Consider the following 15,329-nt stretch of genomic DNA (forward strand, 5'->3'; position numbering starts at 1 on the left):
CGCAGGAATGAGTGTTTAGCGGGGTGCGTATGCTAGCATACCGACCCCGCAGCGTAGTGCCCAACGGCTGTTCTGCGGCGACGGCTGTCACGCCGGTCGGGCCAGCATGCGCTGTCCGATTCCCTGCCATTTTTCTCCGGGACACAGGTTTACGCAGATGAGCAAGACTTCTCTCGATAAGAGCAAGATCAAGTTCCTTCTTCTCGAAGGCGTCCACCAATCGGCTGTCGACGTCCTCAAGTCGGCGGGCTACACCAGCATCGAGTACATCACCAGTTCTCTGCCGGAAGCCCAGCTCAAGGAAAAGATCGCCGATGCTCACTTCATCGGCATTCGCTCCCGTACTCAACTGACCGAAGAGATCTTCGACCACGCCAAGAAACTGGTGGCGGTGGGCTGCTTCTGCATCGGCACCAACCAGGTCGATCTCAACGCGGCTCGCGAGCGCGGTATCGCGGTGTTCAACGCGCCGTACTCCAACACCCGCTCCGTAGCCGAGCTGGTGCTGGCCGAAGCGATCCTGCTGCTGCGCGGTATCCCTGAGAAGAACGCTTCCTGCCACCGTGGCGGCTGGATCAAGAGTGCGGCCAACTCCTTCGAAATCCGCGGCAAGAAGCTGGGTATCGTCGGCTATGGCTCGATCGGCACGCAGCTGTCGGTGCTGGCTGAAGGCCTTGGCATGCAAGTGTTCTTCTATGACACCGTGACCAAGCTGCCCCTGGGCAACGCCACCCAGGTCAATGACTTGCACGAGCTGCTGGGCATGTCCGACATCGTGACCCTGCACGTGCCGGAAACCGCTGCTACCCAGTGGATGATCGGCGAGAAGGAAATCCGTGCGATCAAGAAGGGCGGGATCCTGATCAACGCCGCGCGTGGCACCGTGGTCAAGCTCGACGCCCTGGCCGACGCGATCAAGGACAAGCACCTGATCGGCGCCGCCATCGACGTGTTCCCGGTGGAACCACGCTCCAACGACGACATCTTCGAAAGCCCGCTGCGTGGCCTGGACAACGTGATCCTGACCCCGCACATCGGCGGTTCCACCGCTGAAGCCCAAGCCAACATCGGCCTGGAAGTGGCGGAGAAGCTGGTCAAGTACAGCGACAACGGTACGTCGGTGTCGTCGGTGAACTTCCCGGAAGTGGCCCTGCCGGCACACCCTGGCAAGCACCGCCTGCTGCACATCCACGAGAACATTCCGGGTGTGATGAGCGAGATCAACAAGGTCTTCGCCGAAAACGGCATCAACATTTCCGGTCAGTTCCTGCAAACCAACGACAAAGTCGGCTACGTCGTGATCGACGTCGATGCCGAATATTCGGACTTGGCGCAAGAGAAGCTGCAGCACATCAACGGCACCATTCGTTGCCGCGTTTTGTTCTAAGCAGGCCTGGCTTGCAATAAAAAACGGGAGCCCCAAAAGGGCTCCCGTTTTTTTGCCTGACACAACATCAAGACCCTGTGGGAGCGAGCTTGCTCGCGATTACGGCGTGTCAGCAACAGCACTATCGATGACCCCCCGCTATCGCGAGCAAGCTCGCTCTCACAAAAAACGGCGTGTCAGTCAGGACGGTTACTTCACCTCTACCGTGATTTTCTTGGACACGATCGAGGGGTCAAATGGCATGTGGCCGGAGTCGCCCAGGATCAGTTGCAAGGTGTGTTTGCCGGGGGCCAGTTTGATGGTGGCCTCGGTTTGTGCCTTGCCGAAGTGCATGTGGTTGGCGTCGGTTGGAATCGGCGCACCTGCAGCGGGCAGGGTATCGACATCGATCAGCAAATGGTGATGGCCAGTGTTCTTGGTCATATCGCCCGCCGGTGCCAGGGCGATGTTCTTGACGCCGAACTTGACCTTGAATTCCTGGGCGACCGTGGCGCCGTCTTCCGGGGAAACGATGAACACTTGCGCATCCTTGGGCGCCGGGGTCGCGGCGGTTGCCAGCATCGAGGCACCCAGCAACAGACCGGCCAACGCTGCACGAGACATAAAGCTTTTCATTTTTTTCTCCAGTTTTTCCATGAAATCCGCCTGGCCATCACAACTTCATGACCAATCGTTGTCGAAGCCTGCAACAACCATAGCAAAGCGAGCCTGAAACGAGCGTCGCTTGTATAAATACAAAGGAGTGACCATGCGCTTTCTGCCTGGCCTGATTTGCCTGCTACCCCTTTTGAGCCCCCTGGCTCATGCCGAACTGATCGATGACATCAATGACCGTGGCGAACTGCGCATCGCCCTCGAGGCCAACACCGCACCCTTCAACTTCAAGGAAGACGGCAAACTCACCGGTTTCGAAGTGGAACTGGGTGAAATGCTCGCGGCTGAACTCGACGTACGTCCCGACTTCGTTGTCACCGATGCCGCGGACCTGCTGCCTGGTGTCGAGAGCGGCAAGTACGACGTCGCCATCAACCACATAGCAATGACCCCGGAACTGGCTGAACGTTTCGACCTCAGTGCGGCTTATAGTCGTCCGGATGCGCAACTGCTGGCGAGCCAGGAGGCGCCGCAACGTCCGTTGGTCATGGCACCGTCTTTCCAACCGGAAGAAAAGAGCGGCCCGGCGCCGAGCCTGGTGATCCCGTTCCAGAAGGGCAATCCGGCGTTCAAGGCCAGCCTGGATAACGCCCTGATGCGTATCAAGGATGACGGCCGTCTGGAGCAGTTGTCGCAAAAGTGGTTGGGCAAGCAGGATGAGAAAAACTGAAATCAAGCGCCCTCGCCATGGGGCTCGGCATCCACCCGCCTGCCTTCAAGGTCTGCGCCAGACACTCGCCAACCAAGGCTGCTGCTCCCGCGGTAGCCCCGCCGGCCGGTAATAATGCTCCAGCTCGACAAAGCCCGCTTCCGTGAGCAATGTGCGCCAGGCCGCAAGGTCGTGGTAGGCACCAAAGCGCTGGCCGTTCCAGCCCTCCTGGTTTTCGCCTCGAGGGTTCGAGCTGAACAGCACGCCGCCGGGCTTGAGTGTGGCGTGCAATTGCTTGAGCACCCGCGGCAGTTCCTGGACGGGCACATGAAACAGCACCGCGTTGGCGAAGATCCCGTCAAAGCGCCCGGCCGGCAGGTCGAGTTCCAGGAAGTCCTGTTGCCACACCTCGCAGCCGCTGTCCTGGCGCGCCATCCGGGCAAACTCTTCTGAACCGTCGAGGCCGACCGCGACATGGCCCATGGCCGTGAATGTGCGCAGGTCGCGGCCCGGGCCGCAGCCAAAATCCAGGATGTGCAGCGGTGCCTGGCCCTGGATATGGCGCAGCAAGGCGTCGATGTTCTGGCTGACATCGTGGTCGCGGGTGCCTTCGCGGAAGTTCTCTGCCACGGCGTTGTAATGGCCCAGGGTCGTGGCGGTGATGGCGTGCAGGTCTTTGCGGGTGTGCTTCATGGGTATTGGCTTGGGTGGGAAACGTTGGGCTGACTATACCGCACATCCACAGGTCAACTGCTTCCTCCAGTCAGCGCTTGTTCAAGCCGCGTGCCAGGCGATCGCCGCCCAACTGGATCACTGCCACCAACGCCACCAGTAGCACGATCACCGTGAGCATGATCTGGCTGTCGAATCGCTGGTAGCCGTAGCGGTAGGCGATGTCGCCCAGCCCACCAGCGCCAATCGCGCCGGCCATCGCCGAGGAGTTGATCATGGTCACCAAGGTGATGGTGAAACCGCCGACGATGCCCGGCAGTGCTTCGGGCAGCAACACATGCCAGACAATGTGCCAGCGCCGGCAACCCATGGCCTGGGCCGCTTCGATCAGGCCGTGGTCGACTTCCCGCAGGCTGACTTCGGCGATGCGGGCGAAGAACGGTGTGGCGGCGATGCTCAGCGGCACGACCGCGGCCCACACGCCATAGGTGGTGCCGACGATCAGCCGGGTGAACGGAATCAATGCCACCATCAGAATCAGGAACGGTATCGAGCGGAACAGGTTCACGAACGCGCCCAGGGCCCGGTTCAAGGCCGGCGCTTCATAGATCCCGCCCTTGCCGCTGGTCACCAGGATCACCGCCAGCGGGATGCCCGCCAGCAGCGCGATCAGCGACGACACGCCGACCATCAGAAAGGTGTCGATGAATCCCTGCAACAACCGATCAAACCACATAACCCAGCACCTCTGCCCGTTGCGCCCAATGGCCCGCCCGTTGACGCAATTCCTCGGCGCCCCATGACGAACCGCTCACGGCCAGTAGCAATTGCCCCAGCCCGCGGCCCTGAATTCGCTCGATGCCGCCGTGCAGCAGCCGCACCCGTCCACCGAGTGCGCTGAACAAGGCGGCGAGATCCGGCTCATCATGATCTGTGCCGGTGAATTGCAGGCGTAGCACAGTCGCCGCATCCGCCGACGCTGGTTGCACCTGCAAGCGGCTTTGCAGTTCTTCCGGGATGGCGTGTTGCAGCGGCGCCAGCAGTGTCCGACTGACCTCATGTTGCGGGTTGCCGAAGACTTCCCATACCGGCCCTTGCTCGATGATTCGCCCTTGCTCGAGCACCACCACCCGGTCGCAGACTTCGCGAATCACCGCCATTTCATGAGTGATCAACACGATGGTCAGGCCCAGCCGCTGGTTGATCTCGCGCAGCAGGCCGAGGATCGATTGGGTGGTCTCCGGGTCCAGGGCCGAGGTGGCCTCGTCGCACAGCAGTATCTGCGGATCATGCACCAGTGCCCGGGCAATCCCGACGCGCTGCTTCTGTCCGCCCGACAGCTGCGCCGGGTAGGCCTGGTGCTTGCCTTGCAACCCCACCAGCTCCAACAGCTCACGGACTTTGCGCTGGCGTAGCTCCTTGGGCACGCCGGCGACTTTCAGCGGCAGTTCAACGTTCTGCCACACGGTCTTGGCCGACATCAGGTTGAAGTGCTGGAAGATCATGCCGATGCGCCGGCGCAGCTCCGCCAGGCGCTCTTCATCGAACTCGCCGATGTCTATCTGATCGATCAACACCCGGCCACTGGTGGGTTGTTCGAGGCGGTTGATGGTGCGGATCAGCGATGATTTGCCGGCGCCGCTGCGGCCGATGATGCCGAACACTTCGCCGTGCTGGATCGTCAGGTCGATACCTTGCAGCGCGGCCACCGGGCCCTGGCGGCCGTTGTAGGTCTTGCCCAGGCCGATAAAGCGCACATGGGCACGGTTGAGCTCTGGATGCAGTTCGGTGTGTCCGGCGCTTCGGGGCGTGGGGGCTTCTTGTCGAAGTCGAGCGTTGACGGCGTTCATGTCAGCTTTCCCAGCCGGCTTGGTAGAGCTTGCCGTGGGCCTTGTCCAGGGCGGCGCGCACGGCTGGCGAATGTTGGTAGATGTCGACGAACTTGATCAGCCGTGGATCGTTCTTGCTCTTGGGCTGGATCACGAACTGAATCACGTATTCCTTGTGATCCAGGCCGTCGAACAGCAAGGCAGAGCTGGCATCGAAGGTCTTGGCCAGGCGGATGTAGGCGGGGTATCCCTGCACCAGGTCGGCGTCTTCATAAGCGCGCACCAGTTGCACGGCTTCGACCTGCAGGACCTTGAGCTTCTTCGGGTTGGCGACGATGTCGTCTTCGGTGGCCTTGTAGCCGACGCCCGGCTTGAGGCTGATCAGCCCGGCCTTGGCCAACAGTTGCAGGCCGCGACCGCTGTTGATCGGGTCGTTGGCAATGGCGACGCTGGCGCCTTCTGGGAGTTCGTCGAAGTTTTTGTATGTTTTCGAGTAGAGGCCGACGTTGTTGATGATCCCCGGCGCAAACGGCACCAGGTCGAACCCGGCGGCGGCCTTGGCATTTTCCAGGAACGGGATGTGCTGGAAGTAATTCACGTCGATATCGCCGGAGGCCAGGCTGACGTTGGGCGCGATCCAGTCGCTGAACTCCACCAGTTCGACCTTCAGGCCTTGCTTGCTGGCCTCTTCCACGGCGGCCTCCAGAGGAATGGCGAACGCGGCGGTGGTGCCGATCTTCAACGGTGCGTCGGCGGCAAACAGTGCCGAGCTGAACAGGCCGAGGGCCAGGGCCAGGGTTTTGACTGGCAGGGTCAGGAAGTGCTTGGTCATGTCGGGTATTCCAGTCATTGATGGATGAGTCACAGGGTCAGTGCCGGTAGGTCGAACCTGTGTGTTGTTCGGGCAGGTGAGCCTCTGCGTGAAACAGTTTTTCGCGCAGGGTGCCGTTGTCATATTCGGTCTTGTACGAGCCGCGTTTCTGCAACTCGGGGATCACCAGGTCGATGAAGTCCACGTAGCTTTGCGGCGTGACGATGCGGGTCAGGTTGAAACCATCGAGGCCGGTTTCGCCGATCCAGGACTCCAGCTCGTCGGCCACCTGTTCGGGCGAGCCGACCACCGTGATGTAGCGCCCGCCCAAGGCGTGTTGCTCGAGCAATTTGCGCCGGGTCCAGTCGTTGTTCTGCAAGGTCTTGGTGGCGGACTGGATGGCGTTGCTCTTGACGTACTGGATCGGTTCGTCCAGTGCGCACTGGGAAAAATCGATGCCCGTCGACGCGGAAAAATGCGCCACGCCGGCCTCGGCGCTGGCATAGCTCAGGTACTCGGCATGCTTGGCCCAGGCAGCTGCTTCGGTCTCGCCGACGATCACGTTCAGGCCCATGAACACCTTGATGTCCCCGGGGTTGCGTCCGGCGCTGGCGGCGCTGGCGCGAACCTTGTCCACCTGGGCCTTGGTCGCCGGTTTGTCCTGGCCGCTGATGAACACGCACTCGGCATGCCGTCCGGCGAACCGCAAGCCGCGCTCGGAACTGCCGGCCTGGAACAAGACAGGCGTGCGTTGGGGCGACGGTTCGCACAGGTGGTAGCCCTCGACCTGATAGAACTCGCCTTGGTGCCGGACCTTGTGCACTTTCTCTGGCCGGGCATAAATCCGCTGCTCCCGGTCGTTGATGACCGCGTCGTCTTCCCAGCTGCCTTCCCAGAGTTTGTAGAGCACTTGCAGGTATTCGTCGGCCTGGTCGTAGCGGCGGTCATGCTCGACTTGCGCCGCCAGGCCCATGGCTTTGGCGGCGCTGTCCAGGTAGCCGGTGACGATGTTCCAGCCGACCCGGCCGCGACTCAGGTGGTCGAGGGTGCTCATGCGCCGGGCAAACAGATAGGGCGGTTCGTAGGTCAGGTTGGCGGTGAGGCCGAACCCCAGGTTTTTCGTTACGGCGGCCATCGCGGAGACCAGCAACAGCGGGTCATTGACCGGCAGTTGGATCGACTCCTTGAGCGTGACGTCCACCGACTGTTGGTACACGTCATAGACCCCGACGATATCGGCGATGAACAGCCCGTCGAACAATCCGCGCTCGAGCAATTGCGCCAGGGCGGTCCAGTACTCGATCGTGTTGAACTGCGTCGAGGTGTCCTGGGGATGGGTCCACAGGCCATGATTGATGTGCCCGATGCAGTTCATGTTGAACGCGTTGAGCAGGATTTTTTTCTTGCCGGCCGCCATCAGATCGTCCCCCGCAGCGGCGGTTTTTCATCGTTGAGGTAGAAGTTGCCCACCGCGTGGTATTTCCAGCGCACCGGGTCATGCAGGGTGTGTACCCGGGCGTTGCGCCAGTGGCGGTCGAGGCCATGTTCGGCCAGCGTCGCCTGGCTGCCGGCCAATTCGAACAATGTGCTGCCGGCGGCCAGGGAAATGTCGGTGCTGATGGCACGGGCTTCGGCCACGGCAATCGAGGCAGCGGCGACCGTGTCGGCCCGGGTGTCGGCCTGGGCTCGGTCGAGAAACTCACCGGCGCGCTCCAACAGGGCTTCGGCGGCGTGCAGACGGATGCTCAGTTGGCCGAAACTCTTGAGGGTGAGCGGGTCTTCGGTGGCGACGTCGCTGGTGGCGTCGATCCAGGGGCGGGTTTTATTGCGGACAAAATGCAGGGCGTCTTCATAGGCGGCGCGGGCGATGCCGGTGTCGATGGCGGCGTGAAGAATCTGCGCCAGCGGCCCCACCGGTGTGGGACGTTCGAAGGCGCTCTGGAAGGGCACGATGTCGTCGGCGGCGACGTACACGTCTTCGAACACCACTGAGCCGCTGCCCGTGGTGCGCTGGCCGAAACCGCTCCAGTCGTCGATCACCGTCAGGCCGTTGCTGTGGTGAGGGACGAACGCCAGGTGTTGCACGCCGTTTTCATCCACCACCGACGTGGGGATGCGCTGGGCGTAGATCGCACCGGTGGCGTAGAACTTGCGGCCATTGATGCGATAACCCTCGCCATCGCGGCGCAGTTGAGTGACACGGTCGTGGGCGGTCCGGGTGCCGAGCTCCGCCAAGGCATTGCCAAAGCGTTGGCCGGCCAGGACTTCGGTATACAAACGTTGCTTCTGTGCTTCGCTGCCGTTTACCCGCAGCACTTCCAGGGCATAGAAGTGATTTTGTGGAATCTGTCCAAGCGAGCCGTCGGCCTGGGCGATCAAGGCGATCACCTTGGCCAGCGTGACGTTGGACACCGCGGCGCCGCCGTAGGCCTTGGGCACGCTGATGCCCCACAGGCCAGAACGGGAAAAGGCCTCCAGTTCCGGGTACGGTAAACGACGCTCGCGGTCGCGCAGGGCGCTGTCGCGCTTGAAGTCATCGGCCAGGTCACTGGCCACGATCAGGGCTTGTTCATCGCTGGTGATCACCGCGACGTGGTGGGAAAACGTCATGTATTGCTCCAGAGGTCGGGCCGTCAGATCCAGGAATGCCGGGCTGGCAAGGTGCCGTTCAGGTGATAGGTGCCTACCGCGTGATACTTCCAGCGCACCGGGTCGTGCAGGGTATGGACCCGTGCGTTGCGCCAGTGGCGATCGAGGTTGAATTCGGCGAGGGTGGCGCGGCTGCCGGCCAGCTCGAACAGCTTTTCGCTGGCTTGCAAGGCGATCTCGGTGGTGAGTACCTTGGCTTCGGCCACGGCAATCGAGGCGCGGGCGGCCGATTGCGCCGTGATGGGAGCGGCACTGACCTGGTCCAGCACCTGTCCGGCCTTGCGCAGCAGCGCTTCGGCGGCGTGCAGTTCGATTTTCAGTTTGCCAATGTCGGCGATCACGTAGAGGTCGTCACTGGCTCGGTCGACCTTGGCGTCGATCCAGGGCCGGGCCCGTTCACGCACAAAAGCGATGGCATCGTCGATGGCGCCACGGGCGATACCCGCATCGATGGCGGCCTGGATCAGCTGGGAAATCGCACCTTGCACGCCGGGTGTTTCGTTGATGCGCCAGTTGTCCAGGACCCACTCGGCATCCACCCGCACATTGTTCAGCAGCACGGTGCCGCTGGCCGTGGTGCGCTGGCCGAAGCCCGACCAGTCGTCAACGATCCGCAGGCCCGGGGTGCCGCGCCGCACGAATGCCAGCACCTGGCGGCCTTCGTCATTCAGCGCCTTGACCGCGACCCAATGGGCAAACAGCGCGCCGGTGGAATAGAACTTCTGACCATTGATGACAAACCCGTCACCGTCAGTGGTGATTCGAGCCTTGAGCTCAAGGGTATTGCGAGTACCGCGTTCCGGCCCGGCATTACCGATGCGCCAGCCTTCGAGCACGCTCTGCAACAGGTTTTTTTTCTGCCGCTCGGTGCCGGTGCCGAGAATCAGCTGGAGCACGCCGAACTGGTTTTGCGGGATCTGTCCAAGGGCCGGGTCGGCGGCGGAAATGATTGCGAACACGTCGGCCAGGGTGACGAATGAAACCTGCGGGCCGCCGTATGCCCGCGGAACGGTGATGCTGCCCAGTCCGCTGCGGGTGAATTGCTCGATTTGTGCCCAGGGCAGCTTGCGTTGCTGGTCGCGCCGGGCGGCTTGCTGGCGGGCGACCTGCGCCAGTTCATGGGCGGCTTTGATCGCCTCGGCATCGTTGCGCAACACGTGTGCGGGCAACAGCGGCGGTGCGATGTCCTGGTCGCTCTGGACCCTTGCTTGCGCCAGATCCGACATTACCGCCACTCCGTGGCTGCGGGCAGTGCCTTGACGTACCGCACTGGGGTGATTGTGTTTCGTTCCATACCCACCTCACATCTCAAGAAACGCCGCGATGAAGGCGGCGAACAAAAATCAAGAATGTCCGGTGGTCCGGTTTATATACCCTAATCGCGTGTAATTCTTTTTTGAACTAACTTTTAGGAATATGAATAGAGGGCTTTTGCCGGGTGATGGTGTAGCGAGGGGATTTATCCCCGCTGGGCTGCGGAGCGGCCCTCAGAGTTGCCGCCCCACGGGGATAAATCCCCTCGCCACAGAAGCCTTCCAGTGTCTTTTACTTTTGTCGGTGCGACTCGGCCGCCATGAGGGCTTCTTTGGGCGGTGTTTTCAGGTACGGATTGACGCAACCGATCTTCAACGTCCGTGGCGGTGCCCAGAGGGAGTTGTTGCCCACGCGGTCGAGGATGCAGTAGGTCACCTCAAGGCGCAGGTCTTCCCCCGCTTCCAGGATGACCTGCGGCGCAACCCAGACATTGATTGGTTGGCCGACGTCGCTGGCGGTGAGTGCAGGCAGGTCCATGCGCACGTCGCCCCAGCGCAGGGTCACGGCGTCGCCGGCCGCCATGTTCAGGTAGGGCTCGATGCTCAGCGGTACGCCGCGCTTGATCTGGTTCGGGTTCACCCCCTGGCGCCGGATGGTGGCGGGAATGCGCACGGGCGCCAGGCCCTGGTTTTCGTCGCCGCTCAGGGCCGACGGTTGGCCACCGGGGCAATCGAGCTTCACCTGCACCTGTTGCCTGGCTGACAGCGCCGGCCCGCGTCCAACTTGCATCAGCCGATAATGGATGTGCGAGTTGCCGTTGGCGATGAAGCTCTCCGGAACGCGCAGGGTGATGGGGCCCGACACTTCGGCCTGCGACAGCGCACGCGAGCCGACGTAGCAGTTGTCCCAGAACAGTTCGATCAGGTCGCCGGCGTCCATCCCGGGATAGGGTGCAATGGTGACTTCCAGGTGAGCGGCGTTGGCGATGTTGATACCGGCCGGGTGGGCATTGGCCAGCGTGGGGGCGGCCAGTTCAGGACTCTTCGACTTACATGTCATGGTGTTCTCCTTGATGCTTGAAAACTAAGTCCGTTTCGCGAAGATCAAAAAGCGCGGGATCATCGCGACATATTTTTCATGAGTGCAGCCCTATAGGCTGTCTGCGCTTGATGACTGTGCAGAACATAAATAACGCGTATTGCCTGTTGGACACTAGATAAGGGTTCAATAGTTTCAGTGTCAATAGAGGCAGTTGCTTAATAACTCATTGTGAAAGGCTTCAGAAATATCCTACGCGTGCGAGTCAAGAATGCGCAGCGCGGCAGGCCTGTTTCCTAGGGGCGTCGTTTCTGGAAATGGACTTGAAACAGCGTATGGCAACTAACGCCTAGAGGGTCGGGCTGACGGGAAGTGTTACGAGAGTTCTATGTAAACGGCTGTCTACATGAAGTGATCAATGAAGTTGTAGAGGGGAAGTTGCAAGTTGTGTCGTTGAGGGGAAGTGGGTGCTGCCGTGTTAGTTGAGCGGTGATTTCACTTCCATCCCTGGAAGTGATCGCACTGTTTTACGGGTTGCCGTTTCCGGCAGAGAGGAACTTGCTGAGGAACTGTCGCGTGCGTTCTTCCTTGGGGGCCGCAAACAAGGCCTTGGCTTCGCCTTGTTCGACGATCACGCCTTTGTCGAAAAACACCACGCGGTTGGCCACGTCCCGGGCGAAACCCATTTCGTGGGTCACGATGACCATGGTGCGTTTTTCTTCGGCCAGGCCGCGAATGGTTGCCAGGACCTCGCCCACCAACTCCGGATCGAGGGCCGAGGTTGGCTCGTCGAACAGGATCACCGCCGGTTCCATCGCCAACGCCCGGGCGATCGCCACACGCTGTTGCTGTCCACCGGAAAGGCGCCGTGGGTAGGCGTCCTCCTTGCCGGCCAGCCCGACCTTGGCCAACAGCTTGCGCCCCAGGGTTTCGGCGTCGGCACGAGGGATTTTCTTAACCACCTGCGGGCCTTCGGTGACATTTTCCAAGGCGGTGCGATGGGGGAACAAGTTGAAGTTCTGGAACACGAAGCCCACCTGCTGGCGCAAACGGCGCACCAGGCCTTGTTGCTGGTTCAGCGGGCGGCTGCCATCGATCTCGATGTCGCCGACCTTGATCCGGCCGCTGGTAGGTTCTTCGAGGAAGTTCAGGCAGCGCAGGAACGTCGTCTTGCCCGAGCCGCTGGGGCCGATGATCGCAACCACTTCGCCTTCTTCGATCTTCAGGTCGATGCCGTTGAGCACCACCTGACCCTTGAACTGCTTTGTCAGTTTTTCCACGACAATCATGGGTCAGGACTCCTGGTCATGCCGATTGACCCGGGCTTCCAAGACGTTCTGCAGGTGCGAGAGCACGCTGGCCAGAACCCAATAGATCAGCGCGGCGGCAAGGTACATGGTGAAGATTTCGAAGGTTCGCGCGGTGATCAGCTGTGCCTGGCGGAACAGCTCCGGTACCTGGATGGTCGCCGCCAGCGCGGTGTCCTTGACCAGGGAAATGAAGCTGTTGCCCAGCGGTGGCAGGGCCGTGCGTGCGGCTTGCGGCAGGATGGCCCGACGCAGGGTCTGGGCGCGGGTCATGCCGATACTCGCCGCCGCTTCCCACTGGCCGCGCTCGATGGAGCTGATGGCGGCCCGCAGGATTTCACACGCATAGGCCGCCATGTTCAGCGAGAAGCCGATCAGGGCCGCCGGCAGCGGATCCAGCTCGATGCCCAGCTGCGGCAATCCGTAATAGATCACGAACAACTGCACCAGCAACGGCGTGCCGCGAAAGAACGACACGTAGATGCGAGCGATCCAGTTCACCAGCTTGAAGCTCGACAGGCGCATCAGCGCCAGGCCGAACCCCAGCAGCAAGCCGAAAAACATGCCGCCCAGGCTGAGGATGACCGTGTAGTACGCGCCCTTGAGCAAAAAGGGCGCGGAGTCCAGTGCGAGTTGAAGAGCTGCTTCCATTATTGGGTAACGTCAGCGCTGAAGTATTTTTCCGAAAGTTTCTTCAGCGTACCGTCGGCGCGCAGCTTCTCGATGGCCTTGTTCACGGCTGCCAGCAGCTCAGGCTCGCCTTTGCGCAGGGCAATACCGGCTTCCTGGCGCGAAAAGGCTTCGCTGGTGACGGTGGTGTCCTTGGCTTTCTTGGCATATTCCAGCGCGGCCAGGCGGTCGATCAGGATGGTATCGATACGGCCGACGCGCAGGTCCTGGAACTTGGTTGGGTCGTCATCGTAGGTTTTGACCTGGGCGCCGGGTACTTCTGCCTTGACCCATTGTTCGTAGTTGGTGCCCAGCCCCACGCCGACTTTTTTACCGTCCAGGTCAGCGGCCTTCTTGATGTTCAACTCGTCGGCTTTCTTGGTCAGGACCAGCGCCTGAATGCCGGAAATGGTGTACGGCTCGGAGAAATCGTACTTTTTCTTACGTTCCTCGGAGATGGTCACCTGATTGACCACGGCGTCCAGACGCTTGGATTCCAACGCCGCGAGGATGCCGGCCCATGGCGTGGTCTGCAGCTTGACCTTCACCCCCAGTTCCTTGGCCAGGGCTTCGGAGAATTCCACTTCGAAGCCGGTCAGTTTGCCGCTGTCATCAACGAAGCTGAACGGTGGATAAGTGCCTTCCAGGCCGATCTTGATTTCACCGGCATCCTTGATTTTCTGCAGTTGCTCACCGGCAACCGCTTGCCCCAGCAGCCCGGCGCTCAACGCCAGGCCCAGCGAACCCACCAACAGGTTGCGACGTAATGCGGAAAAATTCATGACAAGCCCCTGTGTTTTCTTATGAAGCGGTTATTTTGGCTGAGATAAGGCGTAGCCGCGATCCGAAAAGATTGCCACATCCTGCCCTAAAGCAGCCTGGGCGTCTCGCGGCAAATGCGCCTGCGGCGAGACTATAAGTTGGCGTTTATAGATTGGAAAATAATATTAAATCAATCGTATATGTCTCTTTGGAATGACTGCTTGTGGGAGCGAGCTTGCTCGCGATCACGGTGGATCGGCCGAAATTTATGCAGTTGACATACCGCTATCGCGAGCAAGCTCGCTCCCACAGAAGTCTCCACTAAGCCTCGAACGCCGCGTTATAGGCAAACAACGCCGGTGCGCCGCCGGTGTGCAGGAAGATGATCGGGCCCTCGTCGAAACGGTCGCGACCCATGCCGTCGAGCAGGCCGGCCATGGCCTTGCCGGTATAGACCGGGTCGAGCAATAGCCCTTCCTGGCTGGCCAGCAACTTGACCGCCGCCAGTGTCCCGGCGTTCGGCTCGCCGTAGCGGGGGGCGAAATACTCATCCCACAGGTTCACTTTGAAGGCCTCCGGAAGGGCGACTTCGAGCAACGCGGCCGTGCGCTCGGCCAGGCCCTGGACCTTCGGAAACTGGTCTTCCTCGCTGCGCGAAACCGTGACGCCAATGACCGGCAGTGCCGGCAGGCTTTCACTCAACGCCAGCGCCAGGCCGCTGTGGGTCCCGGCACTGCCTGAGGCCAGCACCACGGCGGCGAACTCGATTCCGGTGTCCTTGATTTGCTCGGCCAGTTCCAGGCCGGCGCGCACATAACCCAGCGCGCCCAAGGCGTTCGAACCACCAATCGGCACCAGGTAGGGTTTTTTCCCGTTGCTGCGCAGGCGACCGGCCAGGGCCTGTAGCTGCTCATCGGCGTTGTCCAGGTTGTCCACCCGCTCGACCTTGGCGTCGAACAATTCCAGCAGCAGCCGGTTGCCGTTGCCCAGGTAATTGCTGTCTTCGGTGCCGATGGGGTTTTCCAGCAAGGCCACGCAGCCCAGGCCGAGCTTCGCGGCCAGGGCGGCGGTCTGGCGCACGTGGTTGGACTGGATCGCCCCGGCGGTGATGAGGGTATCGGCGCCCTGGGCGATGGCATCGGCGGCCAGGTATTCGAGCTTGCGCAGTTTGTTGCCGCCCATGGCCAGGGGCGTCAGGTCGTCGCGCTTGATATAGATGTCCCGGCCGAGCCAGGTGGAGAGGCGGTCGAGTTTTTCCAGCGGTGTCGGATGGCCGAGTAGTTCAAGGCGGTTAAAGCGGGCCAGCTGTTGTTTGATCATGGGTCCGTACTGGTTGTAGGCGATGTCCGGACTATAGGCACGCGGATATTCGTGGGCAACCGGCAATCATTTGTTTGGAAGTAAACCAGCGCGGGATTGGGCGCACGAATGATGTGTGAGCGCCGGAAAAACCTGTGGGAGCGAGCTTGCTCGCGATAGCGGTGGTTCAGTTGGCCTCTGTATTTACTGACATACCGCCATCGCGAGCAAGCTCCCACAGGGGCGGTGTTTGGCGGTAATGAACGAATGCTCATCAGGCAACGTCATACCCTCCCGTAGGCTAGCGTAGGAAAGATGCCATTGAGCCCTGCGATTAGTCATTAGCTAG

15 protein-coding genes are annotated in these 15,329 nt (G+C 61.2%); 2 read left to right on the top strand and 13 right to left on the bottom strand.

The window, feature by feature from the left end:
• The first annotated feature begins 157 nt into the window (after positions 1–157).
• Positions 158–1,387 (top strand): phosphoglycerate dehydrogenase, encoded by a 1,230-nt coding sequence (gene serA, locus ACMTA2_RS02380; protein WP_413793560.1) that lies wholly within the window; start codon positions 158–160, stop codon positions 1,385–1,387.
• Between the two features lie 189 nt (positions 1,388–1,576).
• On the opposite strand, the gene ACMTA2_RS02385 is transcribed toward serA, so the two are convergent.
• On the bottom strand, positions 1,577–2,002 hold the full coding sequence (locus tag ACMTA2_RS02385; protein WP_413793561.1) for a DUF4399 domain-containing protein: 426 nt from the start codon (positions 2,000–2,002) through the stop codon (positions 1,577–1,579).
• Positions 2,003–2,135: 133 nt separating this feature from the next.
• Between ACMTA2_RS02385 and ACMTA2_RS02390 the strand changes: the two genes are divergently transcribed.
• Positions 2,136–2,711: a transporter substrate-binding domain-containing protein gene (locus ACMTA2_RS02390; protein ID WP_413793562.1), complete on the top strand. Its 576-nt coding sequence runs from the start codon at positions 2,136–2,138 to the stop codon at positions 2,709–2,711.
• A 45-nt stretch (positions 2,712–2,756) separates the two neighbouring features.
• Here ACMTA2_RS02390 and ACMTA2_RS02395 read toward each other — a convergent pair whose 3' ends face one another.
• The 12 genes from ACMTA2_RS02395 to ACMTA2_RS02450 form a co-directional block, all read right to left on the bottom strand.
• On the bottom strand, positions 2,757–3,383 hold the full coding sequence (locus tag ACMTA2_RS02395) for a class I SAM-dependent methyltransferase (RefSeq protein WP_413793563.1): 627 nt from the start codon (positions 3,381–3,383) through the stop codon (positions 2,757–2,759).
• Between the two features lie 70 nt (positions 3,384–3,453).
• A complete protein-coding gene (locus ACMTA2_RS02400; RefSeq protein ID WP_413793564.1) occupies positions 3,454–4,098 on the bottom strand; it encodes a methionine ABC transporter permease in 645 nt (214 codons plus the stop codon).
• Entirely contained in the window at positions 4,088–5,212 is a 1,125-nt protein-coding gene (locus tag ACMTA2_RS02405; RefSeq protein ID WP_413793565.1) for a methionine ABC transporter ATP-binding protein, read from the bottom strand. The genes ACMTA2_RS02400 and ACMTA2_RS02405 overlap by 11 nt, the downstream gene beginning before the upstream one ends.
• A 1-nt stretch (position 5,213) precedes the next feature.
• Positions 5,214–6,023, bottom strand: coding sequence for a MetQ/NlpA family ABC transporter substrate-binding protein (locus ACMTA2_RS02410; RefSeq protein WP_413793566.1), 810 nt, complete (start codon positions 6,021–6,023; stop codon positions 5,214–5,216).
• A gap of 37 nt (positions 6,024–6,060) precedes the next feature.
• Positions 6,061–7,419 (bottom strand): LLM class flavin-dependent oxidoreductase, encoded by a 1,359-nt coding sequence (locus tag ACMTA2_RS02415; RefSeq protein WP_413793567.1) that lies wholly within the window; start codon positions 7,417–7,419, stop codon positions 6,061–6,063.
• Positions 7,419–8,612: an SfnB family sulfur acquisition oxidoreductase gene (locus tag ACMTA2_RS02420; protein ID WP_413793568.1), complete on the bottom strand. Its 1,194-nt coding sequence runs from the start codon at positions 8,610–8,612 to the stop codon at positions 7,419–7,421. The genes ACMTA2_RS02415 and ACMTA2_RS02420 overlap by 1 nt, the downstream gene beginning before the upstream one ends.
• A 23-nt stretch (positions 8,613–8,635) precedes the next feature.
• On the bottom strand, positions 8,636–9,877 hold the full coding sequence (locus tag ACMTA2_RS02425) for an SfnB family sulfur acquisition oxidoreductase (RefSeq protein ID WP_413793569.1): 1,242 nt from the start codon (positions 9,875–9,877) through the stop codon (positions 8,636–8,638).
• A 319-nt stretch (positions 9,878–10,196) separates the two neighbouring features.
• Positions 10,197–10,964: a hypothetical protein gene (locus ACMTA2_RS02430; RefSeq protein ID WP_413793570.1), complete on the bottom strand. Its 768-nt coding sequence runs from the start codon at positions 10,962–10,964 to the stop codon at positions 10,197–10,199.
• A 506-nt stretch (positions 10,965–11,470) separates the two neighbouring features.
• Complete coding sequence (gene tcyN / locus ACMTA2_RS02435) at positions 11,471–12,232, bottom strand: L-cystine ABC transporter ATP-binding protein TcyN (RefSeq protein WP_413793571.1); 762 nt, start codon at positions 12,230–12,232, stop codon at positions 11,471–11,473.
• Between the two features lie 3 nt (positions 12,233–12,235).
• Positions 12,236–12,901, bottom strand: coding sequence for a cystine ABC transporter permease (gene tcyL, locus ACMTA2_RS02440; RefSeq protein WP_413793572.1), 666 nt, complete (start codon positions 12,899–12,901; stop codon positions 12,236–12,238).
• Positions 12,901–13,701 carry a cystine ABC transporter substrate-binding protein gene (tcyJ, locus tag ACMTA2_RS02445; protein ID WP_123345641.1) on the bottom strand — a complete coding sequence of 267 codons (801 nt, stop codon included), beginning with the start codon at positions 13,699–13,701 and terminating at the stop codon, positions 12,901–12,903. Before tcyJ ends, tcyL begins: the two co-directional genes overlap by 1 nt.
• Positions 13,702–14,002: 301 nt before the next feature.
• Positions 14,003–15,001, bottom strand: coding sequence for a D-cysteine desulfhydrase (locus ACMTA2_RS02450; protein WP_413793573.1), 999 nt, complete (start codon positions 14,999–15,001; stop codon positions 14,003–14,005).
• Positions 15,002–15,329: the final 328 nt, after the last annotated feature.

The sequence above is a fragment of the Pseudomonas medicaginis genome (genome assembly GCF_965119365.1).
GTDB lineage: Bacteria > Pseudomonadota > Gammaproteobacteria > Pseudomonadales > Pseudomonadaceae > Aquipseudomonas.